This is a genomic window from Nocardia sp. NBC_01327, from assembly GCF_035958815.1.
GTDB lineage: Bacteria > Actinomycetota > Actinomycetes > Mycobacteriales > Mycobacteriaceae > Nocardia.
This window is the reverse complement of record NZ_CP108383.1, coordinates 7446204-7463236: the sequence shown is the minus strand read 5'-3', so window position 1 is coordinate 7463236 and position 17033 is coordinate 7446204. Positions and strand designations below refer to the sequence as shown.

Annotated in this window: 13 protein-coding genes and 1 pseudogene; 1 reads left to right on the top strand and 13 read right to left on the bottom strand. The window is 66.8% G+C overall.

Annotation, left to right across the window (positions count from 1 at the left end; all coding sequences use genetic code 11):
- Positions 1-155: 155 nt before the first annotated feature.
- From OG326_RS34475 to OG326_RS34435, 9 genes and pseudogenes are all read right to left on the bottom strand, one after another.
- The gene (locus OG326_RS34475) at positions 156-728 is read right to left on the bottom strand and encodes an NUDIX hydrolase (protein ID WP_327141308.1); all 573 of its coding nucleotides are present in this window, start codon (positions 726-728) and stop codon (positions 156-158) included.
- 114 nt (positions 729-842) lie between these two features.
- Positions 843-6482, bottom strand: a complete 5640-nt coding sequence (mobF, locus tag OG326_RS34470) for a MobF family relaxase (RefSeq protein WP_327141307.1) — start codon at positions 6480-6482, stop codon at positions 843-845.
- A 341-nt stretch (positions 6483-6823) separates the two neighbouring features.
- On the bottom strand, positions 6824-6988 hold the full coding sequence (locus OG326_RS34465; RefSeq protein ID WP_327141306.1) for a hypothetical protein: 165 nt from the start codon (positions 6986-6988) through the stop codon (positions 6824-6826).
- 98 nt (positions 6989-7086) lie between these two features.
- A complete protein-coding gene (locus OG326_RS34460; protein ID WP_327141305.1) occupies positions 7087-8526 on the bottom strand; it encodes a hypothetical protein in 1440 nt (479 codons plus the stop codon).
- Between the two features lie 369 nt (positions 8527-8895).
- Complete coding sequence (locus OG326_RS34455; RefSeq protein WP_327141304.1) at positions 8896-9420, bottom strand: single-stranded DNA-binding protein; 525 nt, start codon at positions 9418-9420, stop codon at positions 8896-8898.
- A gap of 106 nt (positions 9421-9526) precedes the next feature.
- The gene (locus tag OG326_RS34450) at positions 9527-11236 is read right to left on the bottom strand and encodes a ParB/RepB/Spo0J family partition protein (protein WP_327141303.1); all 1710 of its coding nucleotides are present in this window, start codon (positions 11234-11236) and stop codon (positions 9527-9529) included.
- A gap of 88 nt (positions 11237-11324) precedes the next feature.
- Positions 11325-11564, bottom strand: coding sequence for a hypothetical protein (locus OG326_RS34445; protein WP_327141302.1), 240 nt, complete (start codon positions 11562-11564; stop codon positions 11325-11327).
- A gap of 107 nt (positions 11565-11671) precedes the next feature.
- Positions 11672-12540, bottom strand: a pseudogene (gene dprA / locus OG326_RS34440) (DNA-processing protein DprA).
- Entirely contained in the window at positions 12524-13651 is a 1128-nt protein-coding gene (locus OG326_RS34435; protein ID WP_327141301.1) for a DUF4192 domain-containing protein, read from the bottom strand. Before OG326_RS34435 ends, dprA begins: the two are co-directional and overlap by 17 nt.
- Before the next feature lie 386 nt (positions 13652-14037).
- Here OG326_RS34435 and OG326_RS34430 point away from each other — a divergent pair, with 386 nt between their 5' ends.
- Entirely contained in the window at positions 14038-14619 is a 582-nt protein-coding gene (locus OG326_RS34430) for a hypothetical protein (RefSeq protein WP_327141300.1), read from the top strand.
- Between the two features lie 43 nt (positions 14620-14662).
- Here the strand turns inward: OG326_RS34430 and OG326_RS34425 are convergent, their stop codons facing one another.
- The 4 genes from OG326_RS34425 to OG326_RS34410 form a co-directional block, all read right to left on the bottom strand.
- Positions 14663-15514 (bottom strand): bifunctional DNA primase/polymerase, encoded by an 852-nt coding sequence (locus tag OG326_RS34425; protein ID WP_327141299.1) that lies wholly within the window; start codon positions 15512-15514, stop codon positions 14663-14665.
- A gap of 59 nt (positions 15515-15573) precedes the next feature.
- A complete protein-coding gene (locus OG326_RS34420; RefSeq protein WP_327141298.1) occupies positions 15574-15915 on the bottom strand; it encodes a hypothetical protein in 342 nt (113 codons plus the stop codon).
- Between the two features lie 393 nt (positions 15916-16308).
- Entirely contained in the window at positions 16309-16527 is a 219-nt protein-coding gene (locus OG326_RS34415; RefSeq protein ID WP_327141297.1) for a hypothetical protein, read from the bottom strand.
- Entirely contained in the window at positions 16521-17018 is a 498-nt protein-coding gene (locus OG326_RS34410; RefSeq protein WP_327141296.1) for a hypothetical protein, read from the bottom strand. The genes OG326_RS34415 and OG326_RS34410 overlap by 7 nt, the downstream gene beginning before the upstream one ends.
- Between the last annotated feature and the right edge of the window lie 15 nt (positions 17019-17033).

The following is a 17033-nucleotide window of genomic DNA, read 5'->3' as shown; positions in this document are numbered from 1 at the left end:
GCGAATCAATCATCGTCCGATTTTCCGCCACATGCACACGCAGCAGCCTCTGCAGTCTGGCGAATCGAGCGACCTCCTGACAGCACGGCTTCTGCACATGTCGATGGCTGAGCATCTGCAGAGCTGGCCCATCGAAGTAGCATCACCCGATTTGCTCATCGGCGTGTCTCGGGCAGCAGGATGCTGTCGAGCTTGCGGAGAAATCGGGGCAGGTGTGGATCCGTGGCCGGCAGGCCGTATGGGTCCAGATCCCACCATCGCCCACCGTCGAACTCGCCGGGGTCGAGTGTGTACTGGCGCGCGCGAATACCGTGGATCACGTACCACAACGAAATGTCGGTATGGCGCGGCGTGCTGCCGACGGTGCCGCTGGTGAGCAGTAGCGGTTGCTGGCCCACCACATCGAATTCGGCTTCGATACCGAGTTCTTCACCGACTTCCCGCCGGGCCGCATCTAACGGGTGTTCGTCAGCCTCGACGTGCCCGCCCATCGGTAGGTGCAGTCCGGCCAGGCGATGCTGGCCGAGGTACACCCCTCGAGCCTCGGGATCGACCATGACCATGTAGACGGCAAGGTGTGGTGACGGGATGCCTGGCTTGGCCCGCCGGAAGATATCGTCGGTCGATCCAAGCCAATCCAAGGTTGTTGTGATGTGGTGTCGTTCGAGATCATCGAAGGGAGAGATACCCGTGATGAGGTCCGCGACGACCGCAGTGGCAGGCCGCATAGCGGCGAACCTTACCGAAGCGGTCTGTCACCTTCTTCGTCTCTCAACTTCGGCGGTTCAGCGATCAGTATTCGTGCCTTCGGTGCTGTCCCCCCGATGGGGGTTGCGGCGAATTCACAACTCGGGAGATGTGTCTATCTGGTGGGGGAGAGGATCTTCCGTGGCGGCGGACACGTCGAAATCGACTGATTCTGGTGCGCGCTGTTCGATGTAGTCGCTGCGAAAGGTGTCCTCGGTGGCAACCTGAGTGGGTGTGAGTTGCGTGCGCCGGAGCTGTTCGGTGTGTAATTGGGCTAGTTCGTCTTGGAGCCAGGTGGTGTCGGAAGCGTTGGTGGCGTCGGAGATGCCGGTGGCCTCGAATGGTTTCGGGGCTGGCCCGTAGAGGATGGCTTCGCTGTCAGCGAGCGCGAGACGCCGCTCGATGTCCGCTGCTCGGTGAGCGATCTGACCGTCGGTGAGAGTTATCAGCGCGCCCGAGGCGCTCGCCTCCGACAGGGCCGCCGCAGCGCCGATACCGATTGATTGCTCGCCGGTTTCGAGGACACGGTGCTCAGTGACCCAAGCTGCGATCGCGTCGCGGGCGTGTGGGGTACGGGCGTTGGACCAGTCCCGGCGCAGCATCGCCAAAGCTGCGGGGGCGGGGTAGGTGTCGCTGATGTGTGCGCAGCGTGCGCGAATGTGGTCGACAGGGTCGTGGTCGGGGATACCGGCGGTGTTGTTGTCGCGGCAGTCTGCACAGAGTCCGTCGTCGCTGCGGCGGGCGCTTGTCGGGAGGGCGTCGGTGACGGCGCGTTCGATGCTGCAGTGCACGCAGCAGAAGCCGCGGCTGTCAGGGATAGCGGCGAGGTCGTAGTCGAGTCGGTAGCCGTCAGCACTCGTCCTCTGAGGACGGCCTTGGTAATAGGGATGCGGTGCTCCCTCGGGCACCGGCATGTGACGGGGTGCGTCGTCGACATCAGCGCGGTAATCGAGGTACTCCTGTGCTGCGCGCGCAGCGTGTGCCGCCGCAGGGCTCGCAGCGGGACGTTGGGGATGAGAGTCGAGGCGAGTGTCGTTGTCGCGTGCGGCACGGTTTCGGAGTTCGTCCCGGCTCGGCGTTGGAGGGGACGTCTCAGGCTGATAGACGTGCGGGTCGCTGAGGGGTGTGGCGGCGTCGATGAGCGCGCGATGCTGCGGGAATTGCTGGGCCGCCCACCGAAGCCGGGCGGCGGCGACAGGGAAGCTGTTGCGGTAGAGGGTGGTCGCGATGAGATCGAGGGTTTGGATCTGTTCGTCGGATACCTCGCGTGTCACGGCTCTGATGGCGGTTCCCGCGTCCTGGAGGCGTCCGGTACGCACTAACTCTGCGATGGTGCGCAGCGATTCCGGCAGGGGTTCATCGGTATCGGTGCTGGTATCGGCCGAGGATTCGGGGTCGGTTCGCGATGGCCGGTTGGTGTTGTGCGGTGTTGTTGCGGCGGTCGGATCGTGGGCTGGTTCGGTCATGGTTGTGTCCAGAGTTGCTGCGGAATACGGGCTTTCGGTTTCGGTGCGGGTGGGGTCGGGTCGGTGTTCGGGGATGGTGGGATGTAAGAGCGCTTCGATACGCCAGGCGAGCGCGGTGGCGAATTGGTCGGGTCGAGGCTGGCTGGTGTTGTCGGTGTGGGCTGCGATGAGGAGCTCGTGTGCGGTGTCGAGCAGGTTCGTGGGTGTCCAGCCGTTCGCGGTTCCGTGGTCGACGGCGGCCACGATGCGAGGCCATGCCGGGTCGGTGAGGACCTGGTCGGCGGTCTGGTCGCCGAGTAGGTGGTGTAGGTGAGAAGTCCACTCGGGCTGAAGGTTCGGGCCGCCGGCTTGGGGCGAGAGTGCCGAGGGGTCGAGTCCGAGCCGGAACCAGAGGGCCGCGGCGGGCATGTCGTCGGGCAGAGGACGTTGGGTCGCGGCGGCGGTGAGGAGGGTGTCGACGTCGAGTCCGGCGCCGGCGGCGGTGTCGAGTTTGTCGGCCAGCACAGGCCACCACGGATCGTCGAGGAGTCGAACATCGAGCCGTTTGATCAGCGGCGACCACGCATTCAAGGCGGTGTGCAGGTCGCCGAGGGTATCGGTGACGCGGGCGTTCAACAGCAGTTGATGGTCACGTTCACCGGCGGTGAGACCTGTTGGGCCGGTAGGGCGTATATCGGTATCGGGTGTGTGGTGCCCGGCACGCCACACGGCCAAATCGGAGGCCAATCCGGAACTACCCAGGACCGGTCGCGCCCAGATCGGCGCCGTCGAGGCCGTCCACGACCCGCCGTCGGCACGGATCTGATCGGCGAGAGCCATGATCAGGCGCGCACGAGCGCGCAAGTGTTCGCTGGCGAGTGTGTCGGGAAGCTGGCGCGGCAGTCCCCGCAACCACGGCAGCGGCCCGGGATCAGAGAAGCGCGATTGCCCGGCGTTCAAGCGCCAGTCCAGCACTGCGGCGGGATCATCGGCGGTGTCGAGTTCGCGGGCTGCGATCGCCGCGGTCAATGCCTGGCCTGGGTCGTCGCCGGACAGTGCGAGGATCGCCAGGTGCTGGCGCAGAACCGGGTAGGCGGGTGCGTCGAGGAGCCCGGGGTGTAGCTGTTCGGCGAGCGTGTCGAGGCTCGCGAGACCTTCGGCGCCGAGGGTGTGTTCTGCGGCGACGCCGAGTGCGTCGAGGTAGGTGTCGATGGCGTGGCCGAGGCGGTTGTGCGGGTTCAGGGCGTCGCGGAGTTCGGTGTGCGCGGATTTGCCGGTGCCGTCGCGGGCCAGGATGCGTTGCAGCACTTCGGTGGCGGTGCGGGGAAACATGCCCGGTTCGGTCCAGAACGAGGCTTCGCTACCGTCGATCGCGGTAGGAACATACACATGGTTTTCCAGGACGCCGCGGGTCATGGCGACGTAGAGCTGGTTGCGGGATTCGAATCCGGCGAGCACGACGTGGCAGGTATCGGCGGTGATGCCTTGCGCGGAGTCGATGGTTACCGCGTAGCCGAGCCGTACATGCTCGCGCACATAGGTAGTGGGCAACACCGTGCTGTGACCCGGTTGACCGCCCGGGCGCAGATGGGTGACGGTCATGCTGCCATCAGCGTGGATGTCGGTGACGGTCCAGCGGTAGCCGTTGCGGACCCAGTCCCGCTCGCCCAGACGAAGGCGGGGGTTGTTGTGGCGGGTACAGACGAGGTCGCCGACGGACGCGAAAAGCCCGTCAGCCACGGCTGTTTCGAGGGAGGCGGGAGTGTCTGCGCGCGCGAGTCGGTCGGCGCGAGCTTGATCGTTCAGCTGGGTGACGAGCTCGTGGGTGGCGGCGAGCATCACGGTGTCGCGGCCGCGCAGGTGGTCGGCGATCCACCCGGCGTAGCCCTGCTCACGCACCGCGGCAGGAGCCCCGGAGTGCACGCGCTGGTGATCGAGATAGTAGCCGAGCGCGCACGGATCACCCTCGCGGACAAGAAGACTCGCCGAGGCTTCCGCGGTCGAGGCGAACCGGACCACATGAGTCAGGGTCGAGGCGCGTGCGGCATCGGCGGCATCGGCCGCCGCCCCGCCCGCCTCGATCGGAGCGAGCTGGTGATCATCGCCGACACACCGCACCGCCGCCCCGCGCGCGAGGAGGAATTCGAACAGCTGCAGGCGTTTGTCATCACCGAGGCGTACATGCTCATCGACGATCACCACAGTGCGCGTATCGATGTCGAGCACCCACTGCGGCAGCGGCGCCGGAAAAGGCCGGTCCTGGTCAGCGGCAGCGACGGTGGCGGGGGAGTGGTTGCGGACCGTGGTGAGCAGTTTGTCGACGGTTTCGACGCGGGCGCCGGTCGCTTCACCGAGTACGGCAGCGGCGGCGGCGGTCGGTGCCAATCCCAGGACGGTGCCACCGCCACTGCGCCAGGCGTCGGCGAGCACTCGCATCGCGGTGGTTTTGCCCGCGCCGGCGGGCGCGTTCGTGGTGGCGATGTGCCAGGGCGAGCGTGCGAACTCTGTGATCACCGACATCTGTCCGGCGTTGAGTTGGCGCCCGCGGTTGGTGAGGTCGCTGTTGTAGGCGCGGATCGCTTCGGTGACAACATGTTCGGGCAGTGTGCGGGCACCGAGTTGCAGGGACAGTTCGATCAGGCGCTCGGTCACATCCAAACGATGGACGGAGGTGAAGGGCGTGGCTGCGGCACTGGTGTAGACGCTGGCACCGCCGAGGCGTTGATACATCTGCGGGGTTTCCCGCAGCACGGGTTCGGCCGCCAGATCGGGGTCACCGCGAGCGACCGCTTCAGTCGGTGAGAGCGCCTCGGCCATGACCTTGTCGACGGTGTCGGCCCAGTCGTCGCGGCCGACCCGCCCGCGCAGTGCCCGTTCGGCTTCCGCGCGCACGTGGTGCCACTGCCAGGTCGGTCGCTGGGCCGACACCGTGGCCAGCACACTTCGCGCGGTTCGCGCGACATCGTCGACAGTGAATCGAGTGCGCGACGCCGGCCGATGCGACAGGATCGTGGAGACCGTGCGCACCAATGCTTCTCGCCCTCCCAGAACCGATTCCGCTTGTGCGCGCCAGTCCGCTCGTTGTTGCGCCCAGGAGCGGGATCGGTGCTTGGCAGGGCGGGTCTCGAGGGTTGCGCGCTGCATGAGGGCGAACACCTCCTTGGCGATCGGTTCGCGCCCGACCTCGCGCTGAAACTGGGCCGTGAGTTGCCCGATGCGGGCGGTGATCGCGGCATCGCGCTGTGACCAGAATTCGATCAACTCCAGTGGCATGCCAACTATTTCGCGGATCGGACGCTTGGCCGGGTCGGTGCCGGGCCGTTCGGTGAACGACAACCCCAGCTCGGCTTCCAGATGGTGTTCCAGACGCGAGTTGTAGATCTCGCTGACGGTGACCATCAACCGGTAGATGACTGCCGCGTCCAGGGTGCGCCACTGCCCATCCAGGGTGCGCACCCGGTTGGCGATCAACACGTGTGTGTGGAAATCGGGGTCACCACACCGTGATTCACGGTGCGAGAAGCGTGCTGCGACAATCCCTTCCACGTCCACCTGCCGGACCCCGTTGCGCCCCAACCGAGTGAATACTCCGTGGGTTTCGAGCCATCCGATCGCGTCATCGGCCGCCAAATCATCGGCCTTGGCGATTTTCTCGGCGACCTGCAAGGGTGCGATCGCGCGTAGTGCGGACACGCTCTTGACCGGGCTCAACGTGATGTCGAACCCGGCGACCGCCGCCGAGTTGGGGCGTGAGTTGCGGGCCACCCACCCGGACAGTTCCCGTGTATCGAGTGGTGCGCGTCCGATGGCGTCGGTGAACATACGGGTGGCCACGCGGGTGCGGATCCGGGCGCGGATGCCGTCGGGGATCGCTGTGGAGCGGTGAACACCGTGTGCAACATTGTGTTCGACGAACGCCTCGGCGCAGTGCGATCGGAAGGCGTTGTGGTGGTCGTAGACGCGGTAGAGGTTGCCGAGCCGGGTGGCACGGTCCGCGGCACGCTGGGCATCTTTGGGTTTGGCGCCTTTGCTGATCTCGGCATCGATGATTCGATCTTGAATGAGATCGGCATCCGGGTGTCTCCCTTCGCCGAACAGGGCTTTCATCTGGGCTTCGGTGACCTGTTGTCCCGGGGTAAGTCCCAGTGCCGCCAAACCTTTGCCGTGCCAGCGGCCCGGTGATTCACCGCGCGCTGAGTAGTAGTCCGCGAGCGACCCAGGGCCGCGGTCGGTGGCGTCGTCGGCCGCGACGTGGCGTAGGTAGTACAGGTAGCCGTTGCCGGCCAACACTTTATGGAGCGTCGCTGTCACATATCCATCGAACCCCTGTTGCGGTGAACTCTTCTAGAGCCTCGAGTGATAAGGAAGTTATCAGATTCCGCGTTCCCGCTGGTTGTTACTGAATTGTTCCCTCTATGCAAGAGGTTTGAATGGCGCTAATAGGAGAAAGAAGAGGGATTGGGGTGTGGGAGAAGTAGAAAGAATAGGTGGGAGGTGGAGTTGAGAAGGTGTGGGAGTGGCTGCGGTGAGGGAGGTGGGTGAGTTAATGCCGGTGAGAGTTGGTGGGGTTCGGCAGGTAAGCAGAGTGGACTGCTTACCTGCCGATATCGAACCTGGAGGCGGTCAGCGTGTTACGTCCTGCGAGCGACGGGACTGCTTGTGGGACAGGTGAGCCGGATCGAAGGGTTCAGGTCGACGGGCAGCACGTGGATGAGGAGATACGCGACGCAGTAGAACGCGGCGAATACGAGGATGTAGGTGACGGTGTACTTCGCGATCGTGGGTACAGAGGGCATGGGGCAGCTCCTTACTGATGTGGGACGGTGCGGGAGTGGTGGCCGGTCCGCCGCAGGCATGGGCACCGCGGCGGACCGGAGAACAAGCGGGCGGAAGGTCAGGCGGCGTGCTCGCGCCGGACGGGCACGTCAAGGCCGATCCAGACCAAGCACTGGGTGCAGAGGCTGTCGGTGTTGACGGCTGTGATGCGGGTGCACGCATCGCAGCGGCCGGTGCGCTGACCCGCACCCAGGACCGGTCCGCGCCGACGCGGCTGCCGCTGCGCCCGGGCCAGCGGCGGCTGCGGGTCGGGGTTGCTCGGCGCGCCACCGGGAAGAGCTGCGGTGTCGAGGAATTCGTCGATGAGCGTGATCAGCCACTGCGGCGCACGACCACGCACCTCCGCCAGCAGACCCCGCGTGGCATCGGGGTAGGTATCGGCGAAGAACCGGAAGTACGCGCGGGCGAGATCCCGCGCGGTGAAACCGGCAGGCAGCGGCGGGAGCCCGGGGCGGTCATCGGCGCGGCACATATCGCACAATCCGTCGTCGCTGCGGAGCGCACCAGCGCGGTCGTGGATCAGATGCTGGTCGGTGTCGCTGCGTTCGATGAAGCAGGACACGCACCGCCATCCGCGCACCGGGGTCATGGCTTCGTGGTCGTAGTCCAGGCCGTTGCCCTGGAACGGAATTGCGGTGCGCCGGTCGGTGTAACCGCGCAAGGTGGTGCGGGTGGCGGCGTGGGCGAGGGCGTTGTCGTCGCTGATCGTGGACTTCCCGGCGAGGGCGAGTGCGTGCTGATGTTGTTCGGCGACGTAGTGGACGTAGGCGTGATTCCAGAGCGCGTGTGCTTCCTCGGCATCGAGGGGCGGCTTGTCGCCGGGGAAGCGCGGTGTCCACGAACCGGTTTCGGGTCGGGCGAGCAGTCCGCGTTCGCGGGCACGGTTCTCGGCGGCGCGGGCGTCGGTGAGTTCACTGTCGACGGTGTCGGTGTAAAGGTTCTCCGCCACATATTTGGTGACGAGCTCGGGCTCGGTGACGACAGGGCGGCGCTTGCCGCGCCGCACGGCGCGGTACTTGATCTGCTCGGGTGTTTGGCGCGACTTCTCGGTGCCCCGGTTGGGAGCGAGGTAAGTGCGCGCGGGCGGGTTGCGCCATTGCCGCATCGGTGTGCGCGGCAACTCCGCGGACGGCAGCGCCACATGCTGGGCGGAGTATTCCTCCTCGACACTGGTGTTGTTGCGCCTCGCGCGTGCTTGCATCTCCGCGACCCGATCGGCGCGATCGCGGATGAACAACCTCGGATCGGTATCGGGCACCAGCGCGACCAAACGGCGCTGGTTGTCCGGCTCGGCGGCGTACTGGGCGGCAAGCCTTTTCATGGCCGACTCGAACGGGTAGAGAGTAAAGGTATCCACGAGCCGATCCAGAAAAGCATGATCCTCGGCGGTGGCGAGGGCGAGCGCGGCGGGGAACGCACGGCGCGCGGCGCGGCGGTCGGTGGTGAAGGTGATGTCGAGTGCGGCGATGGCGTCGATGAAGGCACTGGTTTCGGGCACGGAAGGTTTCCTGTCTGGACGGTGATGTCGGCGAGCACCCCGGCGCGTGAGCAACCTCGACAGCCGGGATGGCCGGCTGGTCCGGACGACCAGCCGAGGGCGCGAGACCGGCCCTGGGCGCGACGCGCGGCGGAGAACGCGCCAGAGCGTGCGGAAGCGAATTTCCGTGCGCTCACCCACGAGAGGGCGCTGACGGAGCAGAAGGGGCGCACGGGGATTCGGTTGCGCCGGGCGCGGGCTCAGTGGCGCGGCGCGATCGGGGCCGGTAGCCCTCGGGATGGCTGGTCGTCCGGACCAGCAGGACATCCCACCCCCACCGTTCCCTGCACCGGCCACGGCCGGTGCAGGGAACGACGGTGGGGCCGGAACTCAGAAGGCGGGGTCGTCGGTGAAACGGTTCGACCCGACGACCGCGAGTGCCGGTGCGTGCCAGGGGTCCTGGCCCTCGCTGGGCTGATCGACCCCGTCGGTGGGCTGACCGAACCCGTTCCCGGCGGCTGTGCGCCGTGTCGGTCCCGCGCCGTTGCCGGTCGGGTTCTTCGTCACTTTCGCGGTGGCGTATCGCAGCGAGGGACCGACCTCGTCGACGTCGAGCTCGACGACGGTACGCTTCTCGCCTTCGCGGGTTTCGTAGGAACGTTGCTTCAATCGTCCGGAGACGATGACCCGTGCGCCGCGGGTCAGGCTCTCGGCAAAGTTTTCCGCGGCCTGCCGCCAAATACCGCAGCGCAGGAATAACGCTTCGCTATCGCGCCACTCGCCGGACTTCCGGTCGAAGTAGCGGGGTGTGGAGGCGACGGTGAAATTGGTGACCGCTTCTCCCGCCGGGGTGAATCGCAATTCGGGGTCACCGGTCAAATTCCCGATGACCGTCAATACGGTGTCCTGAGCCATAATTCGGCTCCCTTCCTCGAAAATAGTTGATACGTCACCGCTGTCGGGTCGCGACCGACGATGGACCGCGCACGAAAACGGGTCGGATGCGCAGCATCGCGGTGGATCAGGCAGCGGCGGGGGCGGCAGTGTCGAGATTGACGTCGGCGTCGATGTCGATGTCGTGAAAATCGATGAGGCCGGCGGCGGCTTGCTCGACGTCCACGAGCTCGAACTCGAGCTGCTCGCCGACGGTGGCGAGGAATCGCAGATACCGGTGCAGGCCGCGGTCGTTGTAGCGCCAGGAGTCCTTCCCGGCGCGCGATTCGAACGCGCCGAGCACCATGCCGAGCACGATCACCCACGACCGGCTCGCTGTCGCGGATTGGATCGAGGCGACCAACTCGGTGGTGAATCCGGACACCCCGAGCAGGTTCAGCGCGGTCCGGGGCGCGTGGAAGGACCCCAGCAGGTCCGACTCCCAGGCCAGGGACTCGGCGACGAACTGACCGGCCTGCGGCGGCGGGGTACGCCGCGACAGCAACCGGCCCAGGAATTCCACGCGCCGCTCCTTCGCGGCGAGACCACGCTTGTTCAACTCCCGTACCCGCCGCCGCTCCCGGCGCGCCTCGTCCCGTTGCGTCGCGGCCTGTTCGGCCTCGTCGCGCCCGCTGCCCGTCGCCCCCTCGCTCTGGGCGGAGGTGCGCATGCGCAACCCTGACTCGGACAGCTGCTCGGCAGCAAGGAAGTACAGAGGAATCCAGCGATCGCGGTATTCGACCGAATCGGCGTGACGCAGCCCCTCGGCGGGCTGGGATTCGTTGTTGCCCTGGGTGCCCCAGTCGACGTGATCGGGGTCGACGAGTTCACCGGTGAGGGTGTCGAGGAGTTGCCCGTTCTCCTGCACGTCGACATACACCAGCCAGCGGTGCGCATGCGCGGCGATCAGAACTTCGGTGACCGGCCTGGAATCGACGGTCTCGAGCAGCTCGGCCGGAAGAATCTGCGACTCGGTCGAGCTGGTGTCGGGTTCAGCGGTGAGGACCCCGAATCCCAGGGCCGCGTACAACATGGATGCCTCGAGGCGGGCGCGGGTTTCGCGGCGGTCGGCGGCGATCTGCTTGGCCCGGTAACTGAAGCTCGACCGCGGCACCTGCACCAGATACTCGACCGCGTCGGTGTCGCCGAGAGTTTCGTATTCGGCGATGACCGCGAGCTGATCGAGACTGTAGGAACTGGAATCGACGAGCCCGCGCGCGGTGGGCGACGCGGCGATCGCGGCATTGTGCTTGACCTCGGAGCGCTTGCGCTGCAGGCCCTTCGCGACCCGGGTCACCGACGCACCGAGGTCCAGCATCAAAGCGATCCCGTCGGCGCGGTCGGCCTCGACCATGGGCACGCGCCGGTCGTTGACATTCATCTGCATCAACGTCCTGGAGATGCGGCGCTCGTTCTCCGGAATACTCGGGTCGGCGTCGGTCACCCACACCGGAACCTTCGTGGTGCCGACGTCGGCGGCGATGAGTGCGCGCAGTTGGCCTTCGGTGACATGCAGACTGCCGTCGGGCTGACGCTCAGCGAGGATCGGAATGCTGACGCCGAACTCCTTGATGGAATCCCGCACGTCGGGATGGGCGTCGAGATCGAAGGTTTTACGGACGTTCTCTGCGATCACCAACTCGGTCGGGCTGCGCCAGAGCGCCTCGACATTCGGCAGTGGCTCCGCGGCGGAGTCCGGCCCGATTTCGAAGGCCGTGGGAGAGGCAACGATTTCGGCAGGCTCGACGACCTCGGCGTCGAGAACCGCTGCGGCAGTGGGGGCGGAATCAGATTCCACGGGACAGACCTCCAGGCATAGGAGTGGGGCCCGATATGTCGCGGCGTATCGGGCCCCACAGGCAGAGATGGCGGATGGGTGGTGTGTGTCAGGCAGCGATCGGGCGGCGCTCGGCGCGGGTGACATTCAGCGGGCGCAGCCGCAGCACGTCGCGGTCGTCGGCGATGAATGTCCAGTGCCGGCCACGCCAGTCAGGATGCTCGGCGCGCCACCGATCCAGTACCGGGGCGGACTCGATCACCGGCACGGCTCCGGCATGGCCACGATGCACCATCTGCTCGTACTCACCACGCGAAATGCTTTTGACAGCAAAGGACTTGACGGACATACATGACCTCCGAGGATGTTGACAATCGGTAGCGGGGGAAAGATGTGTGGTGACGCAGGACTGCGGTGGCTGCGAACGAGTCGCAGCACCGACGCGAGATATCGGGATCAGTGCTTGAGTAGGTCCAGGACGTCGTGGGCGTTGGTGACCAGCCGCGCGTGACCGGTGCGGATGAACTCGTGGCAGCCGCGGGAAGCGGCGGAGTCGACCGGCCCGGGTACGGCCATGACGGGGCGCCTGAGTTTGTTGCCCCAGCGCACGGTGTTAGCGGTGCCACTGCGGATTCCGGACTCGCACACCACAATTCCCGCCGCCAGGGCGGCCACTATGCGGTTGCGCCCGAGGAAGAGGTTGCGGTTGGGCTCGACACCTGGAGGGTATTCACTCACCAGCAGCCCGGTCTTCTCGACCTCGGCGAGCAACCCGGCGTTGCCCTGCGGGAAGAGCCGGTGCAGCCCGCACGGCAGAACCGCCACGGTGGGCTGCCCGGCCTCAGAGCTGCCGCATGAGCAGTCGCATCGATACCGAACGCGCCACCACTGAGGATGGTCCACCCCTGCGCGGCGAGGTCCATGCCGACATATCGGGCGACCTTCTCGCCGTACGTGGTGCAGGCGCGTGCGCCGACGATGGCGATGGAGCGGTCGGTGAGCAGGTTCAGCTGCCCGGGCCCGCGGGTCCACAGCGCGATCGGAGTGTGGGCCTCGACGGTGTCGAGATCACTGAGCGCGACCGGCCAGCCCGGGTCGTCCCGGGTGAGCAGCCGACCGCCGACGCGCTGAGCCCGTTCGAGGTCGAGCTCTGCCGTGACGTGGGTCTGCGGGCCGAATCGTGAACGCACCCCCTCGGCAGCGATGCGTTCGGCCGCATCGACCGGACCGTGCGCCGCGAGCAGAGCGCGCACCGTGTCCGGGGAAGCCAACGCTGCGCGCGAGAGCAGCGCCCACGCCAGCAGACGCTCATCGATTGGGGTCATCGAGGTTCTCCTTGGTGTGTGAATCAGATTCTGCGGCACCGATATCGATGCGCAGCGCGGCAGCGGCCTCGATCCCGGCACGGCACAATCGGCGCATCCGCTGCGGCGGTATAGCGGTCGCGACTGCGACGCCCAGCAGGTATGCCATGCGGTGCTCGGGGTCCGCGGCCAGCGCGGCGTCCACCGCGATGTCTGCGCGCACCCCCTCACCGCGCAGCAGCGCGTGGAAGGCCAGCAGGGTGGCCGCTTCGGCGCGGTCCGGGTCCGGCAGCGCGCGTGTGAGAATCGTCCAGAGTTGTTCGGCGCGGTCGGCGTGGACACCGGCGGCGACGCCGAACATGACGTCGCGTACGTCCGTATCACGCAGGGCGACAGCCATGTTCGCCAATGTCTGCGGTGCGGGGACGGAGTTGGCTGAGAAGGCTTTGATGGTCTGCATCACCTGCCACACCGCTTGGCGGGTGTAGGCGTCCGGGTCGCCGATGCGCACCGTGCGTGCCAGCCGCTGTTGCGCGTCCGCGGCGGCGTTCGGTAGCAGTGCGGCCACTTGATCACGCAGTGCCAGATCGATATCCACGAAAGCGGCGAGTTCGTCGCGCGTGCGGTAGATAGGCCGACCAATAGCCTTGTGTCCTACCGCGATCGGTGACCTGGCAGGGTCCGGAAGATGCCCGTGCTGTCGGGGGTCGAAGGGGTTCCACCATGCGGCGTCCGTAGCGATGACACGCACACTCCAGGCCCCGCCGAATTTCAGGCCCACCGAATCGAGATGCGTATCCAGAGCCTCGAGAACAGAGCCGTACCGGTCATCGGTGGTGACCGGTACGGCAGGTCGCGACTGGCGGTCATCGACCAGGACCGCCAGCACGGCGGACGCATCCGACTGGCGACACATCCGTGCCGCGAGGTCCGCGATCTCGGTGTCGGAGAGTCGTTCCTGCTCCAGCGGAGACGCCGTGCGCACTGCGAGCGGTACCGACAGCACTCGATCACAACCGGTTTCACGTTTCACGAAGACCAGGACCAGTGACCGGTTCGGGGTGAAGCCGAGCATGGCGGGGACAGAAACGATCAGGTCGGCTGGATCGGCGATAGGCGGCGGCGAATGCATGCAGGGAACTCCTAATCGTGTGGCAGCGACGGGATTCGGACGACGTGGCATCGGTCGGCGATGCGCATCTGGCCCAGGTGTGTGAGGGAGCCCGCCGCCGTAGTGCTCTTGGGCGCGCGGTCGGTTGTGCAGGCGTGTGCAACGAATTGGCGAAGGTCTCGCCGCGTGTGGCTGGTGGTTGGTAGCGTGGGGTGCGCGAGGGACTGGCTGGGTTGTCGTGTACCCGTCAGGAGTTGTCAGTCATGACCGAAGACCCTCGCCCGCGTCGGGCTCGCTCTCGTGTCCCGGAGTCACCGGAACTTGTTGCACGCCTGCAACGCTCACGTCAGCGCAGCCTGCAACGCCGCGCTGCGGCCACCGAGCGGGAGAAGACCATCACCCGCGCAGTGGGTGAGTACCTCGCGGCCTGGAACGCGATCACCCACGCACAGCAGCGCCGCGATAGTGAAGTCGAGCGGTTGCAAACGCAGATCGCCGCTGTGATCGCTGATGCGGCGGCCGAGATCGCGACCCACGAACACGAACAAGCCGCAGCCGCAGCGGTGGTGCGCGCGCAAGTGCCCACCGACGAGGAAGTCGCCGACCTGCTCGAAATCACAGTCAAACGCGCTCGCCAACTTCTCGGCGGTGCCCGCGCGAGCACCTCACGCCAGTCCAGACGCAGGACACCATCCACAAACGTGAACACTGCGGATCCGCTGGCCGCCACGACGGTCCCACCAGCTCGACACCCGTCCACGAACAACGCCCTGGTCGGCAATGCCTCCGACCCGGCCCCAGACAGAGAGGAAACCCCCAGCGGGCCCCGGGGCGCCGTAGCCCTGCCCGCCAACGCGAACCCAGCCCCCACCCGCGGCCTTGATTCCAGTGCAGCAACGAACTCTGCGGGTGTGACCTCGCCGCGGATCGCTCACACCGACACCCGGGAGCAGCGCCGGAAAGCCGAAAAGCCTTCCGAGGCTCCGTGATCGTGCGTGTCATCGCGGAGCCCGAAACTGGCCGCGCGGTGCTTCAGGCAAGGAAGGCGATTCGCTGCGCGGCGTAGTCCAAGCCGTCAGTGATGGTGCGCTCGGCCTCGGCGTGGGTGAACCGTTCGATGCCGATGTGAGTGGCGGCCGCGTCGTAGAGGGCCGCCTGGGCGTCGTGCCGGGCGAGGATGCCCTGTCCGACAAGCCTTCCCAGGCTGTTGGCCGCCAGCAGCAGCGTCCGATGCCGTGTCCCCGGCGAGGCTGCGCGCACCCGGGCGGCTTGATTGGCCAACGCGGCCCGTACATAGGCATCGCGATGGTGTGGCCGGTTCTCGCCGCGAATCGGCTCGGTCGGCGGTGACAGTGTCATCAGCGCTGCGAGCCATCCGGGCAAGCCGATGGGCTCTCGTGGATCGAGCACCTGGTAGTGACCGTGCTGCAGCCGCGAGCCGACTGCGACAACGTAGCCACCGCTTGCCCGGGTATCGAGCCGCGGTCCGAGAAGACCGATCGTGTTGCGTAACTGAGGAAATCGATCGGCTCGGTAATACAGGTGGTAGCCGCCCGAGGGCGTCGCCACACAAAAAGTCGGCACCGGTATTGACTGCCTGTGTCGAACTGCCAACGCTGCGAGCGAGTCTCGCCCCTCCCGAGCGGTGCGCAGCTCTGTCTCCGCATGCCGGGACGCAGCATCCAGGTCGAGCACGAGCAACCGGCTCGGACCGCAGGCGACCGCGACATTCAGGGCCGGGCCGCGAGTCCACCACGCACGAATCCGGTCGGGGTCCCGCGATGCCCGGTTCTCCCAGTCGGTGATCGCGGGGACCTTGGAGTAGGTGTGCAGAGGAAATATGTGGAAGCCGCGTTCGGCGTTGGCCAAGGCAGCGGACAGCATTGCCGCGGGTTGTTGGGAAGCCCGGTGCCCACTGCGGGCGTCCGCCGATCGTGCCCGAGTCATAGACCGTCGGCGAGCCGGTGGAGATCCAGCGCCGCTGCCACCATGTCGAGCACCGTCGGCTCGTTGTCGGGAGTGCCGCGTACTTTCCGTAGTCGCAGAATCGGCACCTCGCGCAGGCGGACACCGTACCCGGAGGGGCTGGACGGGTCGCCGTCGAAATGGATGATCTCGTAGTCGGATGCATCGATCAACGCCGAATACCACGGGTCGGCGGGTTTGCCCGCACGTTGGGCTTCTGCGGACTCGGGATCGGGCATGGTCCATTGATGGCACTCGCAGCCGGGGTCATCGCACGCTGTGATGCGCGCGGCCACGGCATTGGATCGGTAGGTCGGCATGCGCCCGCCCAGCATCGGGCATCCGCGTGTCGAGTAGGCGGCGCACGAGAGGTGTAGCCCGGGTTCTGGGCCGATGCCACGGAGCCAGTCCTGCGGCCGGAGGAAGACCACGACCCGGTTGCCGGGCCCTTCGCCCTTCCCGAGCGCTTCTCCGCAGACCTGGCACAACCGCAGTCCGAGCACTACTGCGTAGCGTTCGGGGTCGATCGCGCCCCAGACCGGTGAGCGCCGTCCACGGTGACACAACGTCAGATACGGGACAGTCAAACCTTGCGCGGTCGGCGCGTTGTGCAGGTCAGCCAGGACAGGGGGTCGGGACGAATTCCCCGACGACGCATCGGAATTCACAGCTCTCTCCTCGGAACAGGGTGATTGCTCACGGAAGCAACGGGATCAGGACGCGGAGCCGGTGTCAGTGATCGGGTGCGCGGACAAGACCACGACGATCGAGCGCGCCGGCCGGCCCGCGGACTCGACTCGGATGTGCACCACCGCCGAGACGGCGCCCGGACCCGCCGGTTCAGCGAGCCAGGGGCCGAACGCCGCAGGGGCGACCTCGGGCAGGGACGCCTCGATCCACGCCAGCAGAGCCTTGGCGTCGGGGATCACCACCGTGTGTGCCCGGTGTGCGGGTTGGCGTTGTGCACCGCGACCACGGTCGGTGCGAAGGGGACCTCGGCGCTCACCGACCGTGTCAGCACCGCCTGGTAGCCGCTGGCACTCCATGCCCCGGACGCGATGACGAAACCCCGTTCGGGGCAGGCATCGACGGGCAGCAGGTGCCACTGAATCCCGGAGTCACCGAAGCCTGCGAAATAGTTCTCTTCCCAGCGGATTTCGCTGCTGCCGTCAGTTCTGCTGCCGAGGATTCGGGTGGCGCGTTCGACCGAGATCAACGCCATGCGTGGTGCGGTCGAGGTGGCGGTCGCGGCTGGGCTGATCGCGGCGAAGGCCGCTACCGGTGTTCCGCCCTCGGGTGCGGTCGCGAAGCTGGCGCGATAGCCGACGACGAGCACCCCGCCCGAGGGCGCCTCGGGGAGCGCATCCTCGCAGCCGGGCATGATGCGCAGCCGAGCGGTATGGCTGTGCAGGTCAGTGACCACCGATATCACCGCCAG